Here is a 26,219-nt window from a genome sequence, read left to right as displayed (position 1 = left end):
CGCCTGTAGCAGCCGGGCCGCATCAGGCCGGCCTCGTCAGCCCGGCCACATCAGGCTGGCCTCGTCAGCCTGGCCGCATCAGGCCGGCCTCGTCAGCTGGGCCGCCCTACCCCAGCCCCACTGCCTTGCCGAACAGGCTGAAGCCAACGAACGCCACAATGTCCAGCAGTGCATGGGCAATGACCAGGGGCATCACACGCCGCGTGCGGGTGTACAGCCACGCGAAAACGATGCCCATCACCACGTTGCCGATGAATGGACCGAACCCTTGGTACAGGTGATACGTGCCGCGCAGCAGCGAACTCACCATGATGGACAGCGGAATGCTCCAGCCGAACTTCCCGAAGCGGTTCAACAGGTAGCCCACCACGATGACTTCCTCCACCACAGCATGGCGCATTGCGGACAGGATCAGTACCGGGACCGTCCACCAGTACGCGTCCAGTGCACTCGGGATGATGGCCGTCGTGATTCCGAGAGCCCTGCCCGCGGCATAGAGGCCAAGCGAGGGAATGCCGATCAGCGCGGCCAGCCCCAATCCCTGAAGAATGTCCCGCCCGGGCCGCTCGAAGTTGAATCCGAGCTTGCGGAAAGCCGAACCCGCGTTGCTGCCGTCGCCCGAGGAAGCCTGCCGTTGGTCAGTGAGGAAGTAAATCACCAGCAGCACCGGCACCAGCGCAAAGATGATGTCCAGCAGTTGGTACGTCAGGTCGAAGTACTCGCGGGTACTCTGCGACCGGTTGAGTGTGGAGGTGCCTTCCGCCAGCGGCGCGCGGGTCATCTTGTCCAGGAGCTGCACCACTGAGTACACGGCGGACTGGCCCAAGGACAGGCCCAAGACAATCCAGACTTCTATCCGCAGGCGACGGCGGGAGGGAACCAGCATGTACCCATCTTGCCTGCAGTTTCTGGATCCGGCCTGATTGCCCAGCGGTGTCCGGCCGGCAGGGGCGCCTTCCGCGCCGGATGGCTTCAATCCCGGCTGCAACCCGCGTCAGCCGGCGGCGACGATCACTTCCGTGCCGTTGGCCTCAAACGCCGCCTTATCGGGCTCCGAGATTCCCGCATCCGTGATCAAGCGGGTGAAGTTGTAGCCGTCCATTGTGGCAAAGGCGCGCACCCCAACTTTGGACGAGTCAGCCAGCACGTAGGAGACACGCGCGCGGCTGGCGAGCAATGCGTTCACCGATGCCTCCCCCTCCCCCGTATTGGTTGGCCCAACTTCGGGATCGATGCCGTTGACGCCGATGAAGGCGATGTCCAGCACCACTTTCTGCATAATGATGTCCGTGTACGGCCCCACCAGTTCGTAGGACCGCGGATTGAGGATCCCGCCGGTGACCATGACTTTGATGTTGGGCCGCACCGCCAACTGGCCGGCGATGTTGATGGCGTTGGTAACCACGGTGAGGGTGGGCTGGTTGGAAGGTGCGTTGAGGTCCTCGCGGGTGGCCAGGATCTGTGCCAGCGCGGTGCTGGTGGTCCCACCACAAAGCCCGATCACGGCGCCGGGAGCAATGAGCGCAGAGGCCGCCTGGGCAATCTGCTCCTTGGCCTCGGCGTGGTCGTCGCGGTTGTACCGGCCCGGCAGGTCATAGGCTAACGCACCCGTCGTGGCACCACCCCGGGTCCTGGTGAGCAGCCGGCGCTTTGCCAGGCTGTCCAGGTCGCGCCGGGCGGTCGCCGGGGACACGTTGAGGGTGCTGACGATCTCTTCGACCTCCACCTGGCCGGTCCTGGCCAGGAGATCGAGTATGGCTGTCAATCGGTCAGTGCGGGTCATGCAAGGGCCTCCAGCTACTCCCGCCATCGGCTAAGATGACGCTTTCTGATCATAACAGAACCCTAATGATCAACTAACGTCAGTTTGCCGCTGGATTACCTGGCCCTCCTACCGGCCCGCCAAACAGCGTATGTCAGGGGCATGCCCGGACGGTAAGCAAGGTGGGTAGCCGACGGCGCATTGAGCAGGTGAAGGTCCGCCCGGTGCCCGACGGCAATTGAACCCACCGCGCGTTCGCCGTCGGCGTCGTTTCCCTTGGCCTTGTGCAGTGCAAGGGCGCCGCCGTACGTCGCCGCCCGAACAGCTTCATGGACACTGAGGCCCATCTGCAGCACAGCGGTGGTGACGCAATACGCCATCGAGCTGGTGTAGGACGTGCCCGGGTTGCAGTTGGAGGCCAGCGCCACCTGGACGCCGGCGTCAAGCAACGCCCGTGCGGGGGCAAGGGGCTGGCGTGTTGAAAGATCGCAGGCGGGCAGGCAGGTTGCCACGGTGCCCGTCACACCGGTGCCGGAAGCGGCATCCCACCCGCTCCAGGTTCCGGCCAGGGCGTCGACATCCTTATCCGCGAGGTAATTCACGTGGTCCACGCTCGCGGCTCCAAGTTCGACGGCGAGCTGCACGCCCGGGCCTTCACCCAGCTGGTTTCCGTGGACGCGGAGGCCCAGGCCTGCGTCGCGGCAGGCCAGCAGGACCCGCCGCGATTGTTCAGCGGTGAAGGCCCCCTCCTCGCAAAATACGTCGGCCCACTGCACATAGGGCCGGACGGCGGCGAGCATTGGGCCGCATACGAGGTCGGTGTACTCGTCCGCGTCCTGTCCGGCAGGGACCAGGTGCGCTCCGAGGTACGTCACCTGGTCGGCCACGGTGGAGGCGATGCGCGCGCTACGGGTCTCATGTTCAACGTCCAGGCCGTAGCCCGTCTTCGTCTCGATGTAAGTGGTTCCCTGCGAAACGGCTTCGTCAATGCGGGACAGCGCGAGGCGGGTGAGGTCAAAATCGGAGGTGGCACGGGTGGCGTTCATGGTGACGGCGATGCCCCCGGCAGAGTACGACTCCCCCGCCATCCGCGCCTCGAACTCCGCCGTCCGGTCACCGGCGAACAGCAGGTGGGTATGGGAGTCGACCCAGCCCGGAAGCATGGTTCGGCCGCCCGCGTCCACGGCGTCATCGGCAGCGGGAGCATCCGCAGCGGCGCCGATCCACGAAATCCGCTCGCCCTCCACCACCACTGCGGCGTCCCGCAGGACCCGGCGCTCCAGGTCCTGCGTCATCAGTTCGGCGATATTGGTGATCAGCGTACTCATACGACCATTCTTCAACGCCGGACTGACCAGCGGGTGGCCGCAAGCGCCGCAGCTGTCCGGGATGCCGGACCATCGTCAGCTGCCTGGGCAACGCTGCCGGCGGATCCGAGACCGCCGAGGATCTGCCCAGCGGCGAGCTCCGCCATGGCAGACGACGTCTGGAAGCCGTAGCCACCCTGGCCGGCGAGCCAGTAGAAGCCGGGGGCTTCGGCGTCGAAGCCGGCCACGGGGACACCGTCGGCCGCTTCCGTCCGCAAACCGGTCCATGCCCGGCGGACTTCCGTAATGCCCAGCGTGGTCCACTGGTTGAGCCGGGCCACCAGGCGCTCCACGTCTCCCGGGCGTGGCTTGGCATCCTCTGGACCGCTCGGCACCGATTCGGACGGGGAGATCAGCACGTCGTCACCCTCGCGCCGGAAGTAGAACGTGTTGTCAGCAGCGGCCACCATGGGGCTTTGCGCCGGCAGGGGACGTTCGACGGCGGCAATGGCCGCGGTGCGCCGGTACGGCTGCAGCCCGAGCTTCTCCACTCCGCTGATCACAGCCAACTCGTCCGCCCAGGCGCCGGCCGCGTTGACCAGGACGCTGGCTTCGAATGCCTCCATCCCTGCCCCCACCTGCCAGCCGGAGCCAAGGCGCTGCGCAGAGTGGACCCGCGCGCCCGTGATGATGTCCACCCCGGCTGCAAGCGCCCGCTGGCGGTGGTCCGCGAGCAGCAGGGGTGCGTTACAGCCAAAGGATCCGGTGTCCAGCCCTGCGGCGGTGAACGACTCCGGGACCAGTGCCGGGCAGAGTTCCAGCGCCTCGGCAGGGGTGATGGAACGCATGTGGCCGCTGGCTTCCGCTGCCACCGCCTCCTCGGTCCCGATCAGCATAAAGCTGCGGGGCGTTAGCACTGGTTCGGGCAGCGCGGCATCACGGGCTGCGATCAGTTCCAGGGTGCGGACCGTCAGTTCCTGGACCACGGGCGGGCCGTAGCTGGGGATGAGCTGGCGGGCTGAGCGGGAGGAGGTGTGGTACGCCAGCTCCTGCTCAGCCTCCACCAACGCCACGCTGCAGGTGCCCGCCAGCGCCGAGGCCAGGGTAAGCCCGGCGATTCCGCCGCCGACGATCAGGACGTCATAGTGTGCTGCCATGGCACCATCCTTGCAGAGTTAGGGGCGGGCGGTGACTTCCGTCACGCTGCCACCTCGGCACGGCTGGCCACGAAGGCACGCACGCAGGCTTCGACGTCGTCTGCCGAATGCGCAGCCGAAAGCTGCACGCGGATCCTGGCCGCCCCGCGCGGAACCACGGGAAAGCTGAAAGCGGTGACGAAGACGCCGTGCTGCAGCATCCGGTCAGCCACCTTCGCGGCCAGGACGGCGTCGCCGAACATCACCGGGACGATGGCATGCTCGCCGGGGAGGAGGTCGAACCCCTCCTCTGTCATGCGGCGGCGGAACAGTGCGGCGTTGTCAAAAAGCGTGCGCCGCAGCTCCGCCGAGTTCTCCACCAGGTCCAGTGCCTTGATGGTGGCGGCGACGATAGCCGGGGCCAGGGAGTTGGAAAAGAGGTAGGGACGGGCCTTCTGCCGCAGCATGGCCACCACCTCTGCGCGGCCGGATACATATCCCCCTGATGCCCCGCCCAGTGCTTTGCCGAAGGTCCCGGTATAGATATCCACCCGCTGCGACACGCCTGCATGCTCGGGTGTGCCTGCGCCGGTTGCGCCCATGAAGCCGACGGCGTGGGAGTCGTCCACCATGACCAGTGCGTCATGCTTCTCGGCGAGGTCGCAGATGGCCTCCAGCGGCGCCAGGTACCCGTCCATGGAGAAGACCCCGTCAGTGACGATGATCTTGCGGCGGGCACCCTTCGCTTCAACGAGCTTGGCCTCGAGGTCAGCCATATCCTGGTTGGCGTACCGGTAACGCTGTGCCTTGCACAGGCGGATGCCGTCAATGATGGAGGCGTGGTTCAGGGCGTCGGAGATGACGGCGTCTTCCGGGCCGAAAAGGGATTCAAAGACGCCGCCGTTGGCGTCGAAGCAGCTGGAGAACAGGATGGTGTCCTCGGTTCCGAGGAACCGTGAGACGCGGGCTTCGAGCTCGAGGTGCAGGTCCTGGGTGCCGCAGATGAACCGTACGCTGGCCATGCCGAAGCCGCGTTCGTCCATGGCCCCCTTCGCTGCGCTGATGATTTCAGGATGGTCCGCCAGGCCCAGGTAGTTGTTGGCGCAGAAGTTCAGCACTGTGGCACCCTGCTGGCCGATGAGGCCGGCGGTGATGTGGCTGGACTGGGGCGAGTTGATGCTGCGCTCGGTTTTGAAGAGCCCCGCAGTACGGATGTCCTCCAGCTCGGTGCCCAGCTGTTCCTTGATCGAGGTGTACATGGTGTTCCTTAGAGTTGGGTCCAGTCGAGGACAACTTTTCCGCCTGCGCCGCTGCGGGCCAGGTCGAAGCCTTTTTCCCACTGGGCGGCAGGGAGCGTATCGGTGACGACGGCGGAGATGCCCGCGTGCAGCACGGGGTTGGACGACAGCATGGCGCTCATCGCGTACCAGGTCTCGTACATTTCCCGGCCGTAGATGCCCTTGAGCGTGAGCATGTGGGTCACTACTTTGCCCCAGTCAATAGTGATGTCCTGGCTGGGCAGCCCCAGCATGGCGATCCGGCCGCCGTGATTCATGTTGTCGATCATCTCCGGCAGGGCTGTGGGGTGGCCGGACATTTCCATCCCGATGTCGAAACCTTCACGCATCCCCAGCTCCCGCTGGGCTTCCCGCACGCGGGTGGTGGAGACATCAATGGCAAGGTCTGCGCCAAGCTGCCGGGCCAGGTCCAGCCTTGGCCGCGAGACGTCCGTGATGGCGATCTTGCGGGCCCCGGCGTGGCGGGCGACGGCGATGGCCATCAGCCCGATGGGGCCAGCACCGGTAATGAGCACGTCCTCCCCCACCAACGGGAAACTGAGGGCCGTGTGCACGGCATTGCCGAAGGGATCGAAGATGGCGCCGAGCTCAGGAGTAACAGAAGGATCGTGATGGACCCAGACGTTGGTTTCCGGGATCACCACGTACTCCGCGAACGCGCCGTCGCGCTGCACGCCCACACTGACGGTGTGGATGCACATCTGGCGCCGGCCCGCGCGGCAGTTACGACAAATTCCGCAGACCACGTGGCCTTCGCCGGAGACACGGTCGCCCACTTTGACGTCACGGACGTCCTCGCCGACTTCGACTACTTCACCGTAGAACTCATGGCCGGGGATGAGGGGAGCTTCGATGATCCCCTGCGCCCAGGAATCCCAGGACTGGATGTGGAGGTCGGTGCCGCAGATGCCGGTGGTCATAACCCGGATTTTCACGTCCGCGGGCCCTGCTACCGGGTCCGGGCGGTCCACCAGCTCGAAGCCGGCCTGTGGGCCGGCCTTGTACAAAGCCTTCATCGGCTTCCTCACTCTTTGTGCGTCGTTGGCAGGTCTTGCCCTCCTCATTACAGCGAGGAAAAAGCTTTAGCACAACAGCGAAGTTCTCAATCGACGATGTAGGAAGAGCTAACGGATAGACTGGTTCCGTGGAGATACACCAGCTTGAAATCCTGCGCGAACTGGGCGCCCTGGGAAGCGTCAAGGCGGTGGCGGATACCCTGATGGTTACCCCCTCCGCCGTCTCCCAGCAGCTGGCCCTGCTGCAGCGGAAAGTCGATGTTCCACTCACCCGCAAGGAGGGCCGCAACCTCGTGCTTACAGAGGCGGGGCAGGTCCTGGCCGACGCCGGGGCCGCCGTGGTCAGCGCGATGGCGGACGCCCGTGATGCCATCGGCAATTACCACGGCTCCGCGGCGGGCCGGGTAACCCTTTGCGGGTTCCACAGCGCGGGCCAGGCGGTTTTCGCACCGCTGGCCAAAATCCTGGACGCCCCGGACCAGCCGCGGATCGAGCTCTCGGATGAGGACGTGGCCCAGCAGGACTTCCCCGCCCTGACGGCACGCTACGACCTGGTCCTTGCCCACCGGATGGACCACAGTCCGCGGTGGCCCACGGAGCGGGTGACGGTAATTCCACTGGCCCACGAACCGCTGGATGTGGCCTTGCCTGCGGGCCACCCCCTCGCCCGGAAAGCGGCCGTGACGGCGGACGACGTCGGCGGCGAGGCGTGGGTGACCAGCCACACCGGTTACTCCCCCGCGGATGTGTTGTCCGCCGTCGCCGCTGTTTCCAGCCGCGAACTGAACATCGTGCACCGGATCAATGACTACTCCACGGTGGCGGCGCTGGTGGCCGCGGGCGGAGTAGTGGGGCTGCTCCCCAGGTACACCGCAGGACCGGTTCTCAACCCTGACATTGTGCTGCGGCCCCTTGAGGGGATCAGCACACGCCGCCGGATTGACTTGTTGGCGCGGCCCGAGAACCTGAAGCGCCGTTCCGTCACGACAGTCGCCGAAGCACTGCAGGGCATCATGGCGGGGCTGGTGAAGCAGGGCTGACCCGACTGGGTAGCACTAAGTGCCGTTTTGAGCGTCCAAAACGACACTTGACGCTACCTACTTTGAGTGGCCCTTGCCGTGGCCGTTGCCACGGCCCAGTCCGGGGCGGTCACCGCCCTCAAAGATCCGCTCCGCCGTGACCTGGTCCCCATTTTTCACACCAGAGATCCGGACAATGTCACCGGTGGCGATGTCCTCGATAGACCCCGCTGCCGGCTTGGGCCGCTTGCCGCCGTCGGCAGTTTCCGGGGTGCTGTCCGCCGGCGGCACCTGCGTAATTTTCGTTTCGGCGTTGACGGTGTAGGCCTGCGAGTAGCCGTCCTCGCTCTTGACGGTGATGGAGGTACCGCTCACGGCCTCCACCGTGCCGCGCTGGCCCAGTTCTGTCGCGAACGTTCCGTCGGCCTTCTTAACCACGCTTTCCCCGTGCAGGTGCTGCGGGCGCTGGGCCTTGTCCGGCTTGTCGGACCCCTGGGCCTTCTCCGGCTTGTTGTGCCCTTGGGCCTTATCCGAATTCCCAGGGGCCGAGGACGACGGCGGGGACGGGTCGGCGGCCCAGGCAAAGGCGACGCCGGTGCCCGTCAGCGCGAGTGCCACCGCACCTGCAAGCGCGGCCTTGCGGAATTTCAACGGTTCCCGGACGGACATACCCATACCTCCCACAGCGACGGCAGGGCCTGTTTTCCCGTAAAGCGGCGCCCTGGAGCTTCAGTGTAGGGCCGGCGTGCACCGCCGCACACGAGTACTCCGCGGCATGTGGAAAGTGAGTACTACTTAAGCCACAACCGGGCCGCAGCTAACGCGCGAATTCGGGATTCACGGCGCTAACTGCGGCCCGGCCAGGGAAGAGGGGCTAGACGGGGAGGAGGGGCTAGACGGTGACGCCCAGCTTGTCCAGGATCAGCTCGCGGACGCGGGCCGCGTCAGCCTGGCCACGGGTTGCTTTCATCACGCCGCCCACGATGGCCCCGATGGCCTGGACCTTGCCACCACGGATCTTGTCCGCAACATCCGGCTGCGCGGCCAGGGCGGCGTCGATGGCTTCGAGCAACGGACCGTCGTCCGAAACCACGGCCAGGCCGCGCTTCTCCACGATCTCCGCCGGGCTGCCCTCTCCGGCCAGGACGCCGTCCAGCACCTCCGAAGCCATCTTGTTGTTGATCTTGCCTTCTTCCACCATGCGTGCCAGTTCCACGATGGTGGCGGGCCGGACACCAAGCTGGCCCGGGTCGACGTCGGCATTCTTGGCGCGGCCGACGATCTCACCCATCCACCACTTGCGGGCAACCGAAGCGGACGCACCGGCGGCGATGGTTTCCTCGATCTCGTCCATCACTCCGGCGTTCACGACGTCCCGGAATTCGAGGTCTGAGTAGCCCCAGTCGGCCTGCAGGCGCTTGCGGCGGGCAGCTGGCGGCTCGGGCAGCGTGGCCCGGAGTTCCTCGACCCACTCCCGCGACGGAACCACGGGAACCAGGTCAGGTTCCGGGAAGTAGCGGTAGTCGTCGGCGTCGGACTTGGCCCGGCCGGAGGTGGTGGTGCGGGTGTCCTCGTGCCAGTGGCGGGTCTCCTGGACAACGGGCTCGCCGGCATCCAGCACGGCGGCATGCCGCTGGATCTCGTAACGGACGGCGTGCTCCACCGCGCGCAGCGAGTTCACGTTCTTGGTTTCGGAACGGATGCCGAAACGCTCACGGCCGTGGGGACGCAGCGAGACGTTGGCGTCGCAGCGGACGTTGCCGCGTTCCATCTTCGCGTCGGACACACCCAGGTTCTTCACGATCTCGCGCACCGCGGCCACGTAGGCCTTGGCGAGTTCCGGAGCACGCGAACCGGCGCCCTCAATGGGCTTGGTGACGATTTCCACCAGCGGCACGCCGGCACGGTTGTAATCCACCAGCGAGAAGTCGGCGCCCTGGATACGGCCCGTCGCGCCGCCCATGTGGGTCAGCTTGCCGGCGTCCTCTTCCATGTGGGCGCGCTCGATCTCCACGCGGAACACGGTGCCGTCGGAGAGTTCGATGTCCAGGTAGCCGTCGTAGGCAATGGGTTCGTCGTACTGCGAGGTCTGGAAGTTCTTGGGGGTGTCCGGGTAGAAGTAGTTCTTCCGGGCGAAGCGGCAGGACTCGGCGATCTTGCAGTTGAGGGCAAGGCCAATCTTGATGGAGGACTCGATCGCAGCCTTGTTGACCACCGGCAGGACGCCGGGCATGCCCAAGTCAACTTCATTGACGTTGGTGTTGGGCTCATCGCCGAAGACGTTGGGGGCGGAGGAGAACATCTTGGTCTTGGTGTTGAGCTCCACGTGGACCTCGAACCCCAGGACGGGATCGTACTTCTCCATGGCCTCTTCGAAGCTCAGGATTGCGTCAGTGTTCATTATTTTGCCTCCTTGGCTTCAACGAGCTCGCCCAGTTTCGGGGCCTGGGCCAGCAGCGGACCGCCCCACTTGGCCTCAAGCAGCGACTCCAGGACGGCGCCCACCCGGTACAGGCGTGCGTCCTCCCGTGCGGGGGCGAGCAGCTGGATGCCGACGGGCAGCCCGTCCTCGTCCGCCAGGCCGCCGGGCAGGGACAGGCCCGGGACTCCGGCCAGGTTGGCCGGGATGGTGGCGACGTCGTTGAGGTACATGGCCAGGGGGTCGTCCAGCTTCTCGCCAAGGCGGAAGGCCGTGGTGGGGGCGGTGGGTGAAATCAGCACATCGGCCACGGTGAAGGCGGCACCGAAGTCGCGCTGCACCAGGGTGCGGACCTTCTGCGCGGAACCGTAGTAGGCGTCGTAGTAGCCGGCGGACAGCGCGTAGGTTCCCAGGATGATGCGGCGCTTGACTTCGTCGCCGAAGCCGGCCGCGCGGGTGGCGCCCATGACACGTTCGATGGTCATGGGGCCGTCCTCGGGCAGGACGCGCAGGCCGTACCGGACGCCGTCGAACTTGGCGAGGTTGGAGGACGCCTCGGAGGGCATGATCAGGTAGTAGGCGCCCAGGGCGTACTGGAAGTTGGGGCAGGAGACCTCAACGATTTCCGCGCCGGCCTCCTTGAGGAGCTCCAGGGAGTCATTGAAGCGGTTTTCGACGCCGGCCTGGTAGCCCTCGCCGTGGAGTTCCTTGATGATGCCGATCCGCATGCCCTCGACGCTGCCGGTTTTGGCCGCGGCCACGAGGTCTGCCAGCGGGTCCGGAAGGGAGGTGGAGTCGCGGGGATCGTGCCCGCCGATGACCTCGTGCAGGAGGGCCGAGTCCAGGACCGTCCGCGAAACCGGGCCGATCTGGTCCAGCGAGGACGCCATGGCGATGGCGCCGTAGCGGGAAACGCTGCCGTAGGTCGGCTTCACGCCCACGGTGCCGGTGACTGCCCCGGGCTGGCGGATGGACCCGCCGGTGTCGGTACCAAGGGCGAGAGGTGCTTCGAAAGCCGCGACGGCGGCAGCGGAGCCACCGCCGGAGCCGCCCGGGATCCGGTCCAGGTCCCAGGGATTGCGGGTGGGCCCGTAGGCGGAATGTTCAGTGGAGGAGCCCATGGCGAACTCGTCCAGGTTGGTCTTGCCCAGGATGGGCATCTTCGCGGCGCGGAGGCGTTCCACCACAGTGGCGTCGTAGGGGCTGTGCCAGCCCTCGAGGATTTTGGAGCCTGCCGTGGTGGGCTGGCCCACCGTGACGATGAGGTCCTTGACGGCGATGGGGACGCCGGCGAGGACATGGAGGGATTCAGCCTCCGCACCGCCCGCAGCACGGATGGCGTCCACCTCGGCCGCGACGGCGAGCGCTTCCTCGGCGTTGACGTGCAGGAAGGCGTTCACGCCGCGTTCCCCGCCGTCAACAGCAGCGATCCGGTCCAGGTACGCCTGGGTGACCTCGACGGAGGTGACCTCTCCGGCGGCCAGCTTTTCTGCCAGCCGGGCGGCGGAGAGGCGGATGAGTTCGTTGTTGTCAGTCATGCTTATGCCTCATCCAGGATTGCCGGGACCTTGAAACGGTTTTCGTCGGAGTCCGGTGCGCCGGAGAGCGCCTGTTCCGCGGTGAAGGTGTGGCCCACAACGTCCTCGCGGAACACGTTGTTCAGCGGGATGGGGTGGGACGTCGCCGGGACGTCGTCACCGGCAGCCTGGCTCACGGACTTGACCGAATCAACGATGACCGCGAGTTCTCCGGCCATCCTGTCCAGCTCTTGGGCACTCATCTCAATGTGAGCGAGCCGCGCGAGATGCGCAACGTCGTCACGGTTGATCGCAGCCATGGATCTCCCCTGCAAAGTTTGAATTGATTTCCGATCCATTCTAGTGGGGAAACGATGATGCCCGTCTGACGGCCCCCAGCGGGCGTCAGACGGGCACCTTCATACCGGCCAGCGCCCACGAGGGGCAGCAGCACGGCAGCTACAGACTAACCGATTCCGATGGCTCCGGTCAGCATGCCAATTCCCAGCATGACCAGGGACACCACGGCGCTGCGCCACAGCACCTTCTTGTGGTGATCGCCGAGGTCAACCTTGGCAAGCGACACCAGGAGCAGGATTGCGGGAACCAGTGGGCTCTGCATGTGGAACGGCTGGCCGGTGATGGAGGCGCGGGCCATCTCGGCGGCGCTGATGCCGTAGTGGCCGGCGGTCTCGCTCAGGACGGGGAGAACGCCGAAGTAGAAGGCATCATTGCTCATAAAGAACGTCATGGGGATGCTGAGGACGCCGGTGATGACCGCCAGGAACGGTCCCATGGACGTGGGGATGATCTGCACCAGCCACGCGGACATGGCTTCCACCATGCCGGTGCCGGTGAGCACGCCGGTCAGGACTGCCGCGGCCATGACCATGCTGACCACGGCCACGATCGACGGTGCGTGGGCCACGATCTGGGTGGCCTGGTCCTTGACGTTGGGGAAGTTCACCAGCAGGGCGATGGCCGAACCCACCATAAAGACATACGGCAGGGGCACGAGGTCGGCGATGAGCATGCCCATGACGGCGATGGTCAGGCCGAGGTTGAACCACTGCAGCTTGGGGCGCAGGGTCTTGCGGTTCGGGTCAAGGGCGGTGTCCGCCATGGCGGTGTCGCTGTCGTCCACCAGGTCCTCGGTGCGTTCAAGCAGGGCAACGGAGGAACCATCGACGGCGGGACCCCCGGTTGCGGGAACCGGTGAGGTACCGCGGCGGAAACCATTGCGCGCACCGCCGGCGGAAGCGCCGCCGTCGAACCCTTCAGCGGTAAAAGGCTCTGCCGTAGACGGCGCTTCCCAGATGTCCGGGGCCGTGGCGCGGAGGCGGTTGCGCTCCTGCAGGCCAAGCAGCCAGGCGAAGGCCAGGACGACGGCGATGCCGGCGAGGAGGGAGGGAAGCATCGGAACAAAGACATCATTGACGTCGATTTTCAGGGCGCTGGCGGCGCGGGCGGTGGGGCCGCCCCACGGCACGATGTTCATGGTGCCGTTGGCCAGGCCGGCCACGCAGGTAAGGACCACGGGGCTCATCTTCAACCGGAGGTAGATGGGCAGCATGGCCGCGGTGGTGAGGATGAACGTTGTGGAGCCGTCGCCGTCGAGGGACACGGCGGCCGCGAGGATGGCGGTACCCAGCACTACCTTGGCGGGGTCGTTGCCCAGCTTGCGGAGGATAAACCGGACCAGAGGGTCAAAAAGCCCCACGTCGATCATCAGCCCGAAGTAGATGATGGCGAACATCAGCAGGGCTGCTGTTGATGTCATGGCCTTCATCGAGTCCATCACCATGTCGCCAATGCCAAGGCCGGCACCGGCGAAAAGACCAAAAACTGTAGGGACGATGATCAACGCCAGCACTGGCGTCAACTTCTTCGTCATGATCAGCACCATGAATACCGCGATCATTGCGAATCCAAGTAATACCAGCACGGCCGGCTCCTTCTTTGTGAACAGCGGCACAGCGTTGTGACGCGTGCTACAGACTGTAGAGTGGCCGCCGTCACGGCCGTGCCTTTGGCTCAATTGATTGGCATACTGCTTATTGCGAGCATTTTGCTCATTCTGCTCACAGCACCCGCAGGCCCCGGCGGGCCACCCGCATCAAGGAGGATCATGCAGCGTTCCAGCCCCCGCGCGCCGCTGCGGTTCTCCACCCAGACGCTCCTGCTCCAACTTGCGGTGGTCCTCCTGGTGGTTCTGCTCAGCGCCGGCGTCCACGCCTGGTTGACCTATGACAGGGTGGGCAGCGAGGCGGAGAACCAGGCGCTGACGCTCGCGCGGACGGTGGCCTCGGACCCCACGGTGCGGGCAGACGTGCTGGCCATCAGTGAACAGGCCGGCACTCCCCCGGCTGCCGAACTGGCCGCCGGGCCGCTGATGGCGTCGGCCGAAGCAGCACGGACCCGGACCGGCGCCCTGTTTGTGGTCATCACCGACGAAACGGGCCTTCGGCTGGCGCATCCGGACCCGCAGCGGCTCGGCGAACGGGTGAGTACGGATCCGTCCGAGGCCCTGTCCGGCCGCGAGGTCACCACCAGGAACACCGGGACGCTCGGCCCGTCGGCCGGGGCCAAGGTGCCCGTCTACGCTCCGGGAAGTACCACTGTGGTGGGCGAGGTCAGTGTGGGCTACTCCATGGAGACAGTAGGCCAGAGCGTGGCGCGCGACATCGGCCCGGTTGCCCTCACCGCCACAGGTGCCCTCATCGCCGGCGTCCTGGGATCCTTCCTGCTGCGCCGCCGCCTCCAGCGCCTCACCCTGGGCCTGGAACCGGAGGAGATCAGCAGCCTGGTCCACGACCAGGTGGCAGTTCTCCAAGGCGTGGACGACGGCGTGATCGGCGTTTCGGCCGCCGGCCGGATCAGTGTGTTCAACGCCGCAGCGCAGCGGCTGCTGGATTTGCCGGACCTGACGGGAACCGCCTGGGAGGAGGCGCCGGTACCGGACCAGCTGAAGTCCCTGACCCGGCCCGGCCCCGCCGCAGATACCGCCCTGGAACTGGTGGCCGGCGGTCGGGTATTGGTGGCCAACGCCCGCAAGGCACTCCACCGGCGTGAGGACCTGGGCTGGGTGGTGATGCTCCGCGACCGGACGGAACTGCAGCAGCTCACCCGGCAGCTGGACGCCGTGGGCACCATGTCCACCGCGCTGCGGGCACAGCGCCATGAGTTCGCCAACCAGCTGCACACCATCGCCGGGTTCATGAGCATCGGAGAGCACCAGCAGGCACGCGAGTACCTTGCGCGGCTGGCGGCGACGGGACCGCTGAAGTTCCCGGTAGACCAGGCCGAGCTGCTTCAGGACCCTTACCTCCAGGCCTTCGTGGGCGCGAAGGGGGTGGAGGCCGACGAGCGGGGCGTGGCCTTGCGCATCGGACCGGAAACCCTGGTACGCGGCCAGGTCACCGACGCCCAGGACGTTACCACCGTACTGGGCAACCTGATCGATAACGCAGTCAACGCCGCCGTTGCGGGCTCAGCTCCGGAGCGCTGGGTTGAACTGGAAGTCATGGATGACCCGGGCGACGACGGCGGCACCCTCCACGTGGTGGTCGCGGACTCTGGCGATGGGCTGGCCGAGGGTACGGATGCGGAAGCCGTTTTCGCCGAGGGGTTCACCACCGCTTCCGGTCCCGTCCGTGCAGGCGGCGGCCAGGGCTTCGGGCTGGCGCTGGCGCGGCAGCTGGCCCGGCGACGCGGCGGCGACGTTAAACTGCTGGATCCGGGCACCCGCGGCGGGCCTGGAGCCGTCTTTATGGCCACGCTCCCCGGCACAACAGCCGGAATCAGAAATGCAGAACAGACGGACGCAGGGCTGAAGGACGCGCCCGGAAAGGACCACGATGGCTGAGGACTTTCGGGTGCTGATCGTGGATGACGACTTCCACGTCGCGAAGCTGCACGCCGCCTATGTGGATTCGGTGGCGGGCTTCCTCGCGCTGGCACCGGTGGGAACGGCGTCGCTCGCGCTCCAGGCCATCCACAGCCTACGGCCGGACCTGGTGCTGCTGGACGTCTATCTCCCGGACGCCTCCGGCTTGGACCTGCTGCAGCAACTGGATGTGGACACCGTGATCCTCAGCGCGGCCTCAGACGCTGCCTCCATCCGGGTGGCGTTCCGCCGCGGCGCACTGGGCTACCTGCTGAAGCCGTTCACGTCCGAGTCACTCTCTCAGCAGCTGCGCTCCTATGCACGCTACCGGCGCCTGCTGGGCCAGCCCGGCGCCCTGGACCAGGATGCGGTGGAGCGGGCCAAGCGCGCCCTGATCCCCGGCGACGTCACGCCGTCGTCAAAGCCCCGTTCGGCGACGGAAGCAGCGGTGCTTGAATCGCTGGTGCCGGGTGAGCAGTATTCGGCGGCGGAAGTGGCCGGCCGGGTGGGTGTTTCCCGGGCCACGGCGCAGCGGTACCTGTCCTCGCTGGCCGACGACGGCGCAGTGGATATCCAGCTTCGCTACGGGACCACCGGCAGGCCGGAGCACCGCTACGGCCTGCCGGTGGTCCCGTAACCCGAAGGGTACAGAGCTAGCTGGCGCTCTTCTGCGCCACGAGCTCGATTTCCACCAGCATCTCCGGATCCAGGAACGGAAGGACATGGACCAGGGACAGGGTGGGCCGGATGTCGCCGAACACCTCGCCGTGGGCCCGCCCCGCTTCTTCCCACTGGCTGATGTCCGTCAGGTACAGCTTGGACTGCACCACGTCCTCGAAACCGAAGCCGGCGTCCGCGAGGACCTTGCCGAGCTTCTGCAGGATGAACTGGGTCTGCGTGTAGAAGTCATTGCCCACGATGCCATCCTCGCCGCTTGCGGCGGTGGCGGAAATGTAGAGGGTGTTGTCCACCTGGACCGCCCGGGAGTAGCCGAGGGTTTGTTCCCAAACGGAGCCGGTGCCGAAGGTTTTGCGCATGGTGGGCCTTTCGAAGCTGGAGTGAGTCGGCACCACTTTAGGGCGGCTACAGGTCCAGCCGGTAAACCAGCAGTTTTATGTCAGTGCCGGGCACGAACCAGTCCCGTTCCGGGACCCTGGCGAACCCGGTTTTGTTGTACAGGCCGCGGGCGCTTTCCCAGGTGCTCCCGGTAGTCAGGGACACGCCCTTGACCCCGTCCAGTTCCCTGGCGTGTTCAAGAATGGCCGCCATCATGGCCTTGCCGGCACCGCTGCGCTGCACGGCCGGGTCCACCACCAGCATGCGGAACTCCAGCTCATCGTGCAGGGCGATGTCCGCGTAGGGCTCGCCGGCGCGAGCAAGCGTGACGGACCCGACCACCTGCCCTGCCCGTTCGGCCACCCACACGGTTGCCTGGCCTGCCCGCAGTGCAACGTCCTGGACTTTGCGCATGTAGGGGTGGTCGGCGTCGTCAAAGTACCCGGCGGCCAGGTAGGAATCCCTGGTGATGCGGGCAACGGCGTCGAAATCGGTTTCGACGGCGGGACGGACAGTTATCTGCGAATGCACCCGTCAATGGTAGTGCTACCAGCCAGTAGCAGTGCGCAAAACGGGGGTTTCCGTGACTGAACTATCACGCCGGGCCCGGCAAGCGGGCCAGGACCGGCAGATGCCGCTGTCAGAGGGGGAACTTGCCGGACAACTCCAGGCTCGCCGCGCAGGTCCAGGCGTCCAGGCGTTCCTGGTCGCTGGGCCCGCCGTCGAGCGGACTGGTCAGCCGGGGGCGGCGGACCCAGCAGCCGGCTTCCTCGGCGATCAGGGCCCCGGCTGCAAAATCGTGCTCGTTCAGCCCCCGCTCGCCGAACGCGTCGTGGGTGCCGTCCGCCACCAGGCACAGGTCCAAAGCGGCTGACCCCAGCCTGCGGACGTCCGCAAAACCCTCCAGCAGTTCGGCGAACTGGGCGGCCTGCTCCGAGCGGACCTGCGGGTCGTAGTTGAACCCGGTTGCGAGGATCTGGCCCTTGCGCCCGGGGACCGGCCCCTGGAGCCGGGTCAGGGCGCCGTATTCCTCCAGCCACGCACCCTCGCCGCGGGCAGCGTAGTACACGCGCCCCAACGCAGGGGCATTCACGACGCCGGCCAGCCAGACGCCGTCGGCATCGGCCACTGCCACCGAGGTGCCGTAGTAGACGATATTGCGGATGAAGTTGGTGGTGCCGTCCAGCGGGTCGATGGACCAGCGGTAGCCCGTGGCCGCCGCCGGCCTGGTGGTTCCGTGCTCTTCACCGGTGATGCTGTCGTTGGGACGGGACGCGGAAATGACGTCCCGGACCGCGTGCTCTGCGGCGACGTCGAAAGCGGTGACCCAATCGCCGGCGTCGCCCTTGTTGCTGGCCTGAAGTGCCTCGGCGCTGCGGCTGGCCAGGACTCCGGCGCCGGCGGCGGCAGCCCGTTTGGCTACCTCCAGCAACCCGGCGGGCGATACCTGGGCACCGGCTCCCTGAACGCCGCTTCCAGGATTACCGCCGCTCACGGGGTTGCCTCCGCCGCGGCTCCGTCTGCCGTGTCTCCCAGTGCTGCCGTGTCTCCCAGTGCTGCCGGACCGCCGGCCAGGAGTAGCCGGAAGCCGTCCTCGTCCAGGACTGGAACGCCAAGCTGCTCTGCCTTGTCCAGTTTGGTGCCGGCGTTCTCGCCAGCCACCACGTAGCTGGTGTTCCTGGAGACGGAACCTGAGGCCTTGCCGCCCCTGATGAGGATGGCTTCCTTCGCCTCGTCCCGGCTGAAGTTCGGCAGCGAGCCGGTGACCACCACTGTTAGTCCGTCCAGCGTGCGGGGCACGGATTCGTCCCGCTCGTCTTCCATCCTGACGCCGGCTGCGGCCCACCGGTCGATAATTTCCAGGTGCCAGTCCTCGGCGAACCATTCCTTCAGCGCGGCGGCGATGGTGGGTCCCACGCCGTCCACGTGGGCCAATTCCTCCTCCGATGCCTTCCGGATCGCGTCCATGGTGCCGAAGGCCGTGGCCAGCGCACGGGAGGCACGCGGCCCAACGTGGCGGATGGACAGCGCCACCAGCACCCGCCACAAGGGCTGGGTTTTAGCCTTCTCGAGTTCGCGGAAAAGCTTCTCCGTGGTGGCGGTGGGCTTGGACGGCGATTTCGCAGTGCCCTTGCTGTAGAAGTACGGCACCAGCTCGTATTCCCCGGTGGCCACACCCTTGGAACGCTTTTCACGCTGGATCCTCACCTCGGCCAGCAGCTCCGGGGTGAGGTCGAACAGTGCCGCCTCGGTGGTCAGCGGCGGCACGTCAGGTTCCGCCGGTTGGGTCAGGGCGATGGCCGCTTCCCAGCCGAGGGCTTCAATGTCGAAAGCACCGCGGCCGGCGAGGTGGAACACCCGCTCGCGCAGTTGGGAAGGGCAGGACTTTGAGTTGGGGCAGCGGATGTCCACATCGCCCTCCTTGGCCGGGGCCAGGGGCGTGCCGCAGGAAGGGCATTCGGTGGGCATCACGAAGTCGCGGACCGGAGGATCCTGCTGATCGCGCAGGGCCAGGACCGGGCCCACGATTTCCGGGATGACATCGCCCGCCTTGCGCAGTACGACGACGTCGCCGATTTTCACGCCCTTGGCCTTAACCACGTCCTGGTTGTGCAGGGTGGCCATCTCCACCGTGGAGCCGGCGACTTTGACGGGCTCCATCATGCCGAAGGGCGTGACGCGTCCGGTGCGGCCCACGTTGACCTGGATGTCCAGGAGCTTGGTGTGGACTTCCTCGGGCGGGTATTTGTAGGCGACGGCCCACCGGGGCACGCGGGTGGTGTTGCCGAGGGCACGCTGGGTGGCGAAATCATCAACCTTGACCACGATGCCGTCAATCTCGTGCAGCAGTTTGTGGCGCTTGTCCCCGTACCGTTTGATGAAGCCAAGGACCTCGTCCAGGCTCCCCAGCACTTCGGAATAGGGGCTGACCGGCAGGCCCCAGTCCCTCAGTAAGTCGTAGGTTTCGGACTGGCTGCGCGCCTGGAGTCCTTCACGGGCACCGATGCCGTGAACGAACATCTTCAGGGGCCGCTTGGCCGTCTCGGCCGGGTCCTTCTGGCGGAGTGAACCGGCCGCGGCGTTGCGGGGGTTGGCCAGGGGCGCTTTGCCGGCTTCGATCAGGGCTTCATTGAACTCAACGAACGCCTGCGACGGGATAAACACCTCGCCCCTGATTTCCATCTCCGCAGGAAACCCCTGCCCGCTCAACTCCTGCGGGATCTCCTGGATGGTAAGCACGTTGTGGGTGATGTCCTCACCGGTGGTGCCGTCACCACGGGTAGCGGCGCGCACCAGTTTGCCATCGCGGTACAGCAGGTTGACTGCGAGGCCGTCGATCTTCAGTTCGGTCAGCCACGCCGGCTGCTGCGAGCCGTCGCCGAGTTTGGCGATGCCGGCCGATGCTTTGGTGAGCCAGGCCTCGAGTTCCTCGAGGGAGAAGACATCCTCGAGGCTGTACATCCGCTGCAGGTGCTCCACGGCGGCGAAGGCCGCGGAGACTTCCCCTCCCACTTCCTGTGTGGGTGAGTCGTTGGACACCAGCTCCGGATGTAGGGCCTCAATCTCCTCCAGCCGCCGGAAGAGTTCGTCGAACTCGGCGTCGGAGACCAGGGGTGTGTCCTCCTGGTAATACGCGAACCGGTACTTCCGGACGAGGTCGACGAGGTTTTCGTATTCCTCGCGGACCGACTCACTGGGGATGGCTTCCGGTTCGCCGGGGGCGGCGGTCCGGGTGGCGGTCTGTTTTAAGGGGCCTGGTCCTGTGCTCACAGACCTATCTTGCCCTACCCCGGCAGCTTGACGCTGGCAGCAGGGCTGCCTGGCATTGGGGACGCCGTCGATGCCTGGACAGGTCAGTGCGCTCCGACGCGCTGCCTGCCCCACCACGTGAAGGCGGCGCTGGCCACGCCCACCAGCAAGACGCCGGCCGTGATTGGCAAGAGTTCCGGACCACCCGGGCCCCGGCCGTCCGCAGGGGAAACGGCAGCCACCTGCGTCGCCTTGGCCGATTTCGTGACCGGGGTGTTCCAGTTCGAGGCGCTGGTGGGGCCGGTCGACGGCGAGGGGCCGGCGCTCGGTGTGGAGTCTTCGGGGGCAGCCTGGGCCGGGTCAGCCTCTTCCGGCGCCGGAGCAGCTGAAGGGGCGGCTGGAGCGGGAACCACTGCGGGAGGCGCAGCAGGCGCGGCAGGCTGCTCCGCCGGTGCGGGGGCTGCGGGCTGAGCTGGCGGGGGTGCCGGCTCCTTTGCCTTCCGCGGCCGCTCAGTCTGCGTGGGCGTCGAATCTTCCCCGAGGACAGGCAGGCAGAGAATCAGCTGGCAGTCGGCGGGAGCCTGCGTGGAAGATGGTGTGGCGGCAGGCGTTGGATCCGGAGAATCAGCTGCTGCCGGGCCCCCTGGAAAGAGGCCCACCGAGATCGCCAGAACCGTTGCTGATGCCGACGCCGAGGCAATGCGGAGGACCTGTGCGGACGGGGTCATTGCTACCTTTCGATGCGCGCAGTCCCCCCACCGCGGCTTTCTGGTGTTCCCGGTAGTCTTCTACACCGCGCTGCAGGGCCGCAAATCCTCCGGCCCCGCGGCCCTGCAGTTGCCTGCGCGTCAGTCCCTGTCTTCGGGCGGCAATGCCACCTGGATTTTGCGCGCCTTTCCGCGGCCCACCACGTACCCCCGGCCGGGGATGAAATCCGGGCTGACCCTGCCCAAGGACGTGTTCAAAAGGCTGTCGCCCTCGATATCGCCAGGGTTCAGCAGCAGTCCCCGGCGGCCCGATTTGAAGGGCTGCGCCAAAGACCAGGCCGAGGACCAGGTGGAGGTTTCGGATTCCCCGACGACCCACTGGTCGGCCTTGATGGATGCGGTGACCAATTGGCCCACCCCGGATTCGGCCAGGGTGTCCGTGAACTCCGTCAGCCCCTCGATGAAGATTCCCAGCGCGCCCGGGTTCCCGGAGGAATGCTCCACCAGGTCTTCCACCACCTCAGCCACGTCGTCGGCACCCACTACCGAGCGGTTCCAGATGGGCAAGGAGGCGACGGCGGACCGCCGGGCCCCGATGTAGATAAGCTCCGTCCCGGGGTTGGACCGGCGGAGGGCGTAGGCGAGGGTCACGAGTGCGACGGTCCGGCCTGCACCGGGTGGGCCGGCGAGGAGCAGCGGGCCCCTTGCCATGATCCCGGCCGGCTGGAGCGTTTCGTCGTCCACACCAATGACGGGCACGTCGGGACCGCCTGCAGGAAGGACGTCCAGGTCCACCTGGTCCGGCAACCGCTCAACGCCGGGAGCGGCATCCAGGCCCTGCCGCAGCATCGCTTCACTGAGCTTGTGCACCTCCCGCGCCTGCAGGGCAAGGTTGGAGTTCCCGCCCAGGACGGCGAGCTGGACTTCCAGGCCGTCCAGCAAGCCCCGGCCGGGCGGCGATCCGGCCCCAAGCACATCCCGGGGGACGTCCAAGGAAATGTAGTCGTCCTCCGAGGACAGGCGCAGCACCAGGCGGCGCTGGATGGAAGCCAGCAGGGAGGCAGGGACCGCATTGGGCCTGTCCCCCGTGACCACCAGGTGGATGCCCAGGGCCCGGCCGTCCGTGGCCAGCTGGAGGAAGATGTCCCACAGTGCGGACAGCCGGCTGTGTTCGTACAGGTCCCGGAAGGCGGACATCCCGTCCACCAGGACAAAGATCCGCTTCTCCCCGGGCCTGTTGGCAAGCTTCCGGTACTCCACGATGGTGGACGCACGCACCTCTGCGAAGGCCGCCGAGCGCTGCTCGGCGATGTCCTGCAGCAGGCGCAGCAGGCGCCCGACGCGTTCGACGTCGTCGCCACTGATGATCTCTCCAACGTGGGGCAGCTCCTCAAGCATCCGCAGCCCCGAGGATCCGCAGTCGATCCCGTAGACGTGGACAGGTCCGCCCCGGGGGGTTACCGCGGCGGCAATGGCAATACCCCGGAGGGCTGCCGATTTGCCTGATCCGCCCGTACCGTAGATGGCCATATTGCCGTCTTTGTCCGGTTCGTAGAAGACGGTGGGCTGGTCCTGGCGGACGGGGTCATCTGCCACCCCAAGAAGCAGTTGTTCGTCCGTGCGGGGGTTGGGCAGCCTGGAGAAGTCGTAGGTCTTGGCCAGCTCGTCCAGCCAGGGTTTGCGCGGCGGGCGGATGGCGAGTGAATCGGCGGCACGAACGATGGTGGCGGTCATCCTGGCGATGTCGTTGGGGCCGGCCGGCGCCTCAACTTCCGGCTTTTCGGGGGCGGGCGCCTCCCAGCTGGATCCGGAGCCGAAGGCCATTTCGACGACGTCGATCTGGGGCCGCTGGGGCCTGTCCGTGGTCCAGCCGCCGGCGTAGCCGGTCTGGAAGCCCTGGATCCGGCCGGGTCCGGTCTTCGCTGCGCCACGGCCCGGAATGGAGGGGTCGAAGTAGGCCGCATCGGGGACGCCGAGGATGTCCGTGGCGTCGTCCTCGTCCGCCATCCGCAGCGCCACCCGGAGGTTGGTGTTGGCCCGCAGGCTGTCCTTGATTACACCGGCCGGCCGCTGGGTGGCCAGGATGAGGTGCAGGCCCAGGGATCGCCCGCGTGCTGCAACATCCACGACGCCATCCACGAACTCCGGAACCTCATTGGCGAGCGCCGCGAATTCGTCCACGATGATGATCAGGTACGGCGGGGCTTCCGGATCGGCCTCGCGCTGCAGTGCCAGCAGGTCCTTGGCCTTCTTGCGGTTCAGCAGCTGCTCGCGGTGATGGAGTTCGGCGCGGAGCGAGGTGAGGGCGCGGCGGACCAGGTGCGGCGAAAGGTCCGTTACCAGCCCCACGGTGTGGGGCAGGTTGATGCAGTCCGCGAACGCCGCTCCGCCTTTATAGTCAACGAACAGGAAACTGACCCTGTCCGGGCTGTAGGCGGCCGCCATGCCCATCACCCACGACTGCAGGAACTCGGACTTGCCGGCGCCGGTGGTTCCGCCCACCAGGGCGTGCGGGCCTTCGTTCTTCAGGTCCAGGTAGAGCGGCTCAATACCCTTGGAGCCCACCAGGGCCCGCAGCGTGCCGTTGTCCTTGCGGTTGGCCACGGCGCTGGCGTGCACTGAGTTGTTTTCCGTCCAGCGCTCGGCAATGGCCTGGGGGTTGTCCAGGAAGTCCTTGCCGATCAGCGTGGCATAGGAGACGGCGCGCGGGAGGTCGGAGTCGTCGGTGACGGGCTTGCCCACGTCCACCACCGGAGTCAGCATCCGGGCCAGCTGGGCGGCAAGCTCCGCATCCACGCTTTCGCAGCTGACGGGATAGGTGTGACGGCCAAGGCGCACCTGCCCGGTGGTGGTGCCGTGCTCGCCGTCCACCGCCATGAAGTCGCGGCAGGCAGCAGGCAGTGCCTGGATGCTGGTGGCAACCCAGAGCACGTGGACGCCGGCGTCGGGTCCGCGTTCGGCAAGCCGGGTGAGCCGCCCCCGGTCCACGGGGGCGTCGTCCTCCACAATGACGAGCACCGCAGGAACCACTGGCTCCTCCACCTCGTGCTTGGCCGGGTCCAGCCCCGGGCGAAGGTCCGGACCGGCCCGTTTCGCGGCAGCCTCCCTGGCCTCCACCAGGTCCTCGAGCCGGGCCACCAGGGATGCGCCGCCGGCAGAACCGGCAGCAAGGTGGTCACCGGACAGGGGGCTGTGCCCGGAACCTACGTGCGGGAGCCACTGCAGCCAGTTCCAGCGTTCCCGGGACTGGGCGGACGTGATGGCCGTGAGCACCACTTCGGCCGGCGAGTGCAAGCCGGCAAGCTGGAGCACCATGCCGCGTGCCACGTCGTCCACCAGCCCGCGGGCACCGGCGATGCCCAGCGAGCCGGCCGTCCTGAACTGGGACACCACCGGAACGCCCTCGATGTCCCGGAACTGTCTGAGGCAGTCCTGGATTTCGCGGGCGTACTCCGCCTCGGTGTCATTGTTCGGCGGTTCCTCCATGTGGATGCGCGAGGGGGCAGTACCCAGGCCAAAACGCAGGCCCAGGAACCCCTGGTGCTCGGGCCGGTGGGTCCAGAGCAGCGGACCCAGTTTGTAAATGGCGTCAACGGTGTCGCTGACGGAAGGTGCTTCCTGCAGCCGGACGGCGCGTTCCACGTGCTGGAGTTCGGTGATGTCCTCCCGGAATGCGGCCATGGAAGCGCGGAAGTGCTTGAGCTGTTCCTTCTGCTGGCGCCGGGTCCGCATCTTCTGGTCCACATAGTGGCCCAGGACAAACAGCGGCATCATCATCATGAACAGCACCGAGAGCGGGTTGCTGGTAACGGCGAAGATCACGGCGCCCATCAGCAGCGGAGCGATCATCATGATGTACGGGAACGGGTTGTCTTCCGGACGCTTCGGACCGGCCGGCAGCACGCGTTTGGGTTCCTCAAACCGGGGAACGACGCGCGGTGACCGGTTGAAGTCCACCAGGGGCGACGTCGGCGCTGCTGCCCGGTTATGGCCCAGCGGAACCACAGTGATGGTGGTGTCGCCCAGGGTCACGGTATCCGAGGAGTTGAGCGTGGCACGCGTCACCGCAAGGCCATCCATCAGGAGCCCGTTCGCCGAGTTGGTGTCCACGATTTCCACGGTCTCCCCTACCGTGATGCGGGCGTGGCGTTTGGACGTCAGTGGATCCGTCAGCCGGATGTCCACGTCCCGGTCCCGGCCGATGTAGCTGGTACCGGAAGGCAGCGGAAATTCGCTGCCGACGTCGGGGCCTGAGAGGACGCGAAGGGTGGCGGCCGCCGGGCCGCGGTTCGCCCCCGGAGCGCCGAAGCGCTCGCTGACCTGCGCCAGTGACACCACGGAGCCGGGCCGCAGCCCGGATTCAAGGAGGTTCTCCTCGCGGGTGAGGATGTTGCCGCGCATGCCGCCGCCCACAAACGCTGCTTCGATGCGCAGCGAGAGGTTCTCCGGGGGCGGTGTTCCCTTGCGGGCAGGGTCCGCCACCCAAAGCACTGTTGCCACATCGGCCACAGTCGCGAGGCCGTCGACGGTGATGGCGAGGTCCTTGGCCTCGGCCGGATCCCGGCGGAGTGTCAGCCGGATCCTCATCCTTCGTCCACGCCCCTCATCTTCTCGAGGAGGTACAGGTCATCGGCCGTGACGAGGTGCGAGGTGACGGCGTGTTCCACGAGCCGGGCGCGTCGGTTGGTGGCAAGTTTCCCGCCGCCTCCCCGCAGGCCTGCGACGCCCACCCGGTCCAGCTTGTCGCACACATTGTCGAGCTTGCGGTTAAAGCGCGTCAGCGCCCAGCCGAGCGTCTTGGCGGCCGCGGCCGAGGATGGAATGGCGCTGAACCCGGTCCCTTCGCGACGGAGCATGGGTTCGGCGAGCGCTACGATGAGCGCCTTTTGCGAGTCGGTGAACACCACCGGACCGATGGTGGTATCGCCGTTGCTGTCCTCGTCCCGCGCCTCCTGGCGGAAGGACGGCGTTTTCAGGTGCACGGCGAATTCGTAGGTGGTGGGCCCTGCCGTGAAGATGATGTTGGTGTGACTGAAGACCAGCGGGATCCGGGCACCGGGCGAGAGCCAGGCCTGCATGCCGCCCGAACCGTCCGCCACAGTTGCCGAGAGCATGCTGCCCACGTTGCTGAGCCACCAGATTCCGTCGTAGCGGGCCACCTGCAGGAACTGCCGGTGCAGGTACGGGTTGTCGTCCACCTCAAGGTCGCCTTCACGGCCAATGTTGAAGACGTCCTCGTCCGATGGCTCGTACCACTCACCACAGAAATCTATTGCCAGATCCCCCATTTTCCGTGCCTCCTCGTCGGCAAGAACTTTGCGTATCGTCGTCATGCTGCTGATTGTG

At 66.6% G+C, this 26,219-nt stretch carries 21 protein-coding genes; 3 read left to right on the top strand and 18 right to left on the bottom strand.

Annotation, left to right across the window (positions count from 1 at the left end):
• Positions 1–106: 106 nt before the first annotated feature.
• The 6 genes from AC5RV1_RS07360 to tdh form a co-directional block, all read right to left on the bottom strand.
• Positions 107–886 (bottom strand): CPBP family intramembrane glutamic endopeptidase, encoded by a 780-nt coding sequence (locus tag AC5RV1_RS07360; protein ID WP_493994057.1) that lies wholly within the window; start codon positions 884–886, stop codon positions 107–109.
• A 108-nt stretch (positions 887–994) separates the two neighbouring features.
• On the bottom strand, positions 995–1,783 hold the full coding sequence (locus AC5RV1_RS07355) for a DeoR/GlpR family DNA-binding transcription regulator (RefSeq protein ID WP_493994056.1): 789 nt from the start codon (positions 1,781–1,783) through the stop codon (positions 995–997).
• A gap of 95 nt (positions 1,784–1,878) precedes the next feature.
• Entirely contained in the window at positions 1,879–3,090 is a 1,212-nt protein-coding gene (gene hutI / locus AC5RV1_RS07350) for an imidazolonepropionase (RefSeq protein WP_493994055.1), read from the bottom strand.
• Between the two features lie 11 nt (positions 3,091–3,101).
• On the bottom strand, positions 3,102–4,226 hold the full coding sequence (locus AC5RV1_RS07345; RefSeq protein ID WP_493994054.1) for an NAD(P)/FAD-dependent oxidoreductase: 1,125 nt from the start codon (positions 4,224–4,226) through the stop codon (positions 3,102–3,104).
• Between the two features lie 41 nt (positions 4,227–4,267).
• Positions 4,268–5,464 carry a glycine C-acetyltransferase gene (locus AC5RV1_RS07340; protein WP_493947342.1) on the bottom strand — a complete coding sequence of 399 codons (1,197 nt, stop codon included), beginning with the start codon at positions 5,462–5,464 and terminating at the stop codon, positions 4,268–4,270.
• An 8-nt stretch (positions 5,465–5,472) separates the two neighbouring features.
• Positions 5,473–6,519, bottom strand: a complete 1,047-nt coding sequence (gene tdh / locus AC5RV1_RS07335; protein ID WP_493994053.1) for an L-threonine 3-dehydrogenase — start codon at positions 6,517–6,519, stop codon at positions 5,473–5,475.
• Between the two features lie 128 nt (positions 6,520–6,647).
• Here tdh and AC5RV1_RS07330 point away from each other — a divergent pair, with 128 nt between their 5' ends.
• Positions 6,648–7,559 (top strand): LysR family transcriptional regulator, encoded by a 912-nt coding sequence (locus AC5RV1_RS07330; protein ID WP_493994052.1) that lies wholly within the window; start codon positions 6,648–6,650, stop codon positions 7,557–7,559.
• A gap of 57 nt (positions 7,560–7,616) precedes the next feature.
• On the opposite strand, the gene AC5RV1_RS07325 is transcribed toward AC5RV1_RS07330, so the two are convergent.
• The 5 genes from AC5RV1_RS07325 to AC5RV1_RS07305 form a co-directional block, all read right to left on the bottom strand.
• Entirely contained in the window at positions 7,617–8,207 is a 591-nt protein-coding gene (locus AC5RV1_RS07325) for a DUF5666 domain-containing protein (protein ID WP_493994051.1), read from the bottom strand.
• Between the two features lie 223 nt (positions 8,208–8,430).
• Positions 8,431–9,939: an Asp-tRNA(Asn)/Glu-tRNA(Gln) amidotransferase subunit GatB gene (gatB, locus tag AC5RV1_RS07320; RefSeq protein ID WP_493994050.1), complete on the bottom strand. Its 1,509-nt coding sequence runs from the start codon at positions 9,937–9,939 to the stop codon at positions 8,431–8,433.
• Complete coding sequence (gene gatA / locus AC5RV1_RS07315) at positions 9,939–11,495, bottom strand: Asp-tRNA(Asn)/Glu-tRNA(Gln) amidotransferase subunit GatA (protein ID WP_493994049.1); 1,557 nt, start codon at positions 11,493–11,495, stop codon at positions 9,939–9,941. The genes gatB and gatA overlap by 1 nt, the downstream gene beginning before the upstream one ends.
• Positions 11,496–11,497: 2 nt before the next feature.
• Entirely contained in the window at positions 11,498–11,794 is a 297-nt protein-coding gene (gene gatC, locus AC5RV1_RS07310; protein WP_163164358.1) for an Asp-tRNA(Asn)/Glu-tRNA(Gln) amidotransferase subunit GatC, read from the bottom strand.
• A gap of 146 nt (positions 11,795–11,940) precedes the next feature.
• Entirely contained in the window at positions 11,941–13,419 is a 1,479-nt protein-coding gene (locus AC5RV1_RS07305) for a CitMHS family transporter (RefSeq protein ID WP_493994048.1), read from the bottom strand.
• Between the two features lie 183 nt (positions 13,420–13,602).
• Between AC5RV1_RS07305 and AC5RV1_RS07300 the strand changes: the two genes are divergently transcribed.
• Entirely contained in the window at positions 13,603–15,339 is a 1,737-nt protein-coding gene (locus AC5RV1_RS07300) for a sensor histidine kinase (RefSeq protein WP_493994047.1), read from the top strand.
• Positions 15,332–15,997, top strand: coding sequence for a response regulator (locus AC5RV1_RS07295; protein WP_493947350.1), 666 nt, complete (start codon positions 15,332–15,334; stop codon positions 15,995–15,997). The genes AC5RV1_RS07300 and AC5RV1_RS07295 overlap by 8 nt, the downstream gene beginning before the upstream one ends.
• Positions 15,998–16,013: 16 nt before the next feature.
• On the opposite strand, the gene AC5RV1_RS07290 is transcribed toward AC5RV1_RS07295, so the two are convergent.
• The 7 genes from AC5RV1_RS07290 to AC5RV1_RS07260 all read right to left on the bottom strand — a co-directional run bounded on the left by AC5RV1_RS07290 (position 16,014) and on the right by AC5RV1_RS07260 (position 26,161).
• Positions 16,014–16,397, bottom strand: coding sequence for a RidA family protein (locus AC5RV1_RS07290; RefSeq protein ID WP_493947351.1), 384 nt, complete (start codon positions 16,395–16,397; stop codon positions 16,014–16,016).
• A 46-nt stretch (positions 16,398–16,443) separates the two neighbouring features.
• Positions 16,444–16,947: a GNAT family N-acetyltransferase gene (locus AC5RV1_RS07285; RefSeq protein ID WP_493947352.1), complete on the bottom strand. Its 504-nt coding sequence runs from the start codon at positions 16,945–16,947 to the stop codon at positions 16,444–16,446.
• Positions 16,948–17,056: 109 nt separating this feature from the next.
• Entirely contained in the window at positions 17,057–17,911 is an 855-nt protein-coding gene (locus AC5RV1_RS07280; protein WP_493994046.1) for an inositol monophosphatase family protein, read from the bottom strand.
• Positions 17,908–20,187, bottom strand: a complete 2,280-nt coding sequence (gene ligA, locus AC5RV1_RS07275; protein WP_493994045.1) for an NAD-dependent DNA ligase LigA — start codon at positions 20,185–20,187, stop codon at positions 17,908–17,910. Before ligA ends, AC5RV1_RS07280 begins: the two co-directional genes overlap by 4 nt.
• Positions 20,188–20,270: 83 nt before the next feature.
• Entirely contained in the window at positions 20,271–20,894 is a 624-nt protein-coding gene (locus tag AC5RV1_RS07270; protein ID WP_493994044.1) for a hypothetical protein, read from the bottom strand.
• A 120-nt stretch (positions 20,895–21,014) separates the two neighbouring features.
• Entirely contained in the window at positions 21,015–25,460 is a 4,446-nt protein-coding gene (locus tag AC5RV1_RS07265) for a type VII secretion EssC family protein (RefSeq protein WP_493994043.1), read from the bottom strand.
• Positions 25,457–26,161: a hypothetical protein gene (locus AC5RV1_RS07260; RefSeq protein ID WP_493947698.1), complete on the bottom strand. Its 705-nt coding sequence runs from the start codon at positions 26,159–26,161 to the stop codon at positions 25,457–25,459. Before AC5RV1_RS07260 ends, AC5RV1_RS07265 begins: the two co-directional genes overlap by 4 nt.
• Positions 26,162–26,219: the final 58 nt, after the last annotated feature.

The sequence above is a fragment of the Arthrobacter sp. Hb9-2 genome (assembly GCF_059091165.1).
The sequence above is the reverse complement of the archived record's forward strand: the minus strand, read 5'-3'. Positions and strand labels throughout refer to the sequence as shown.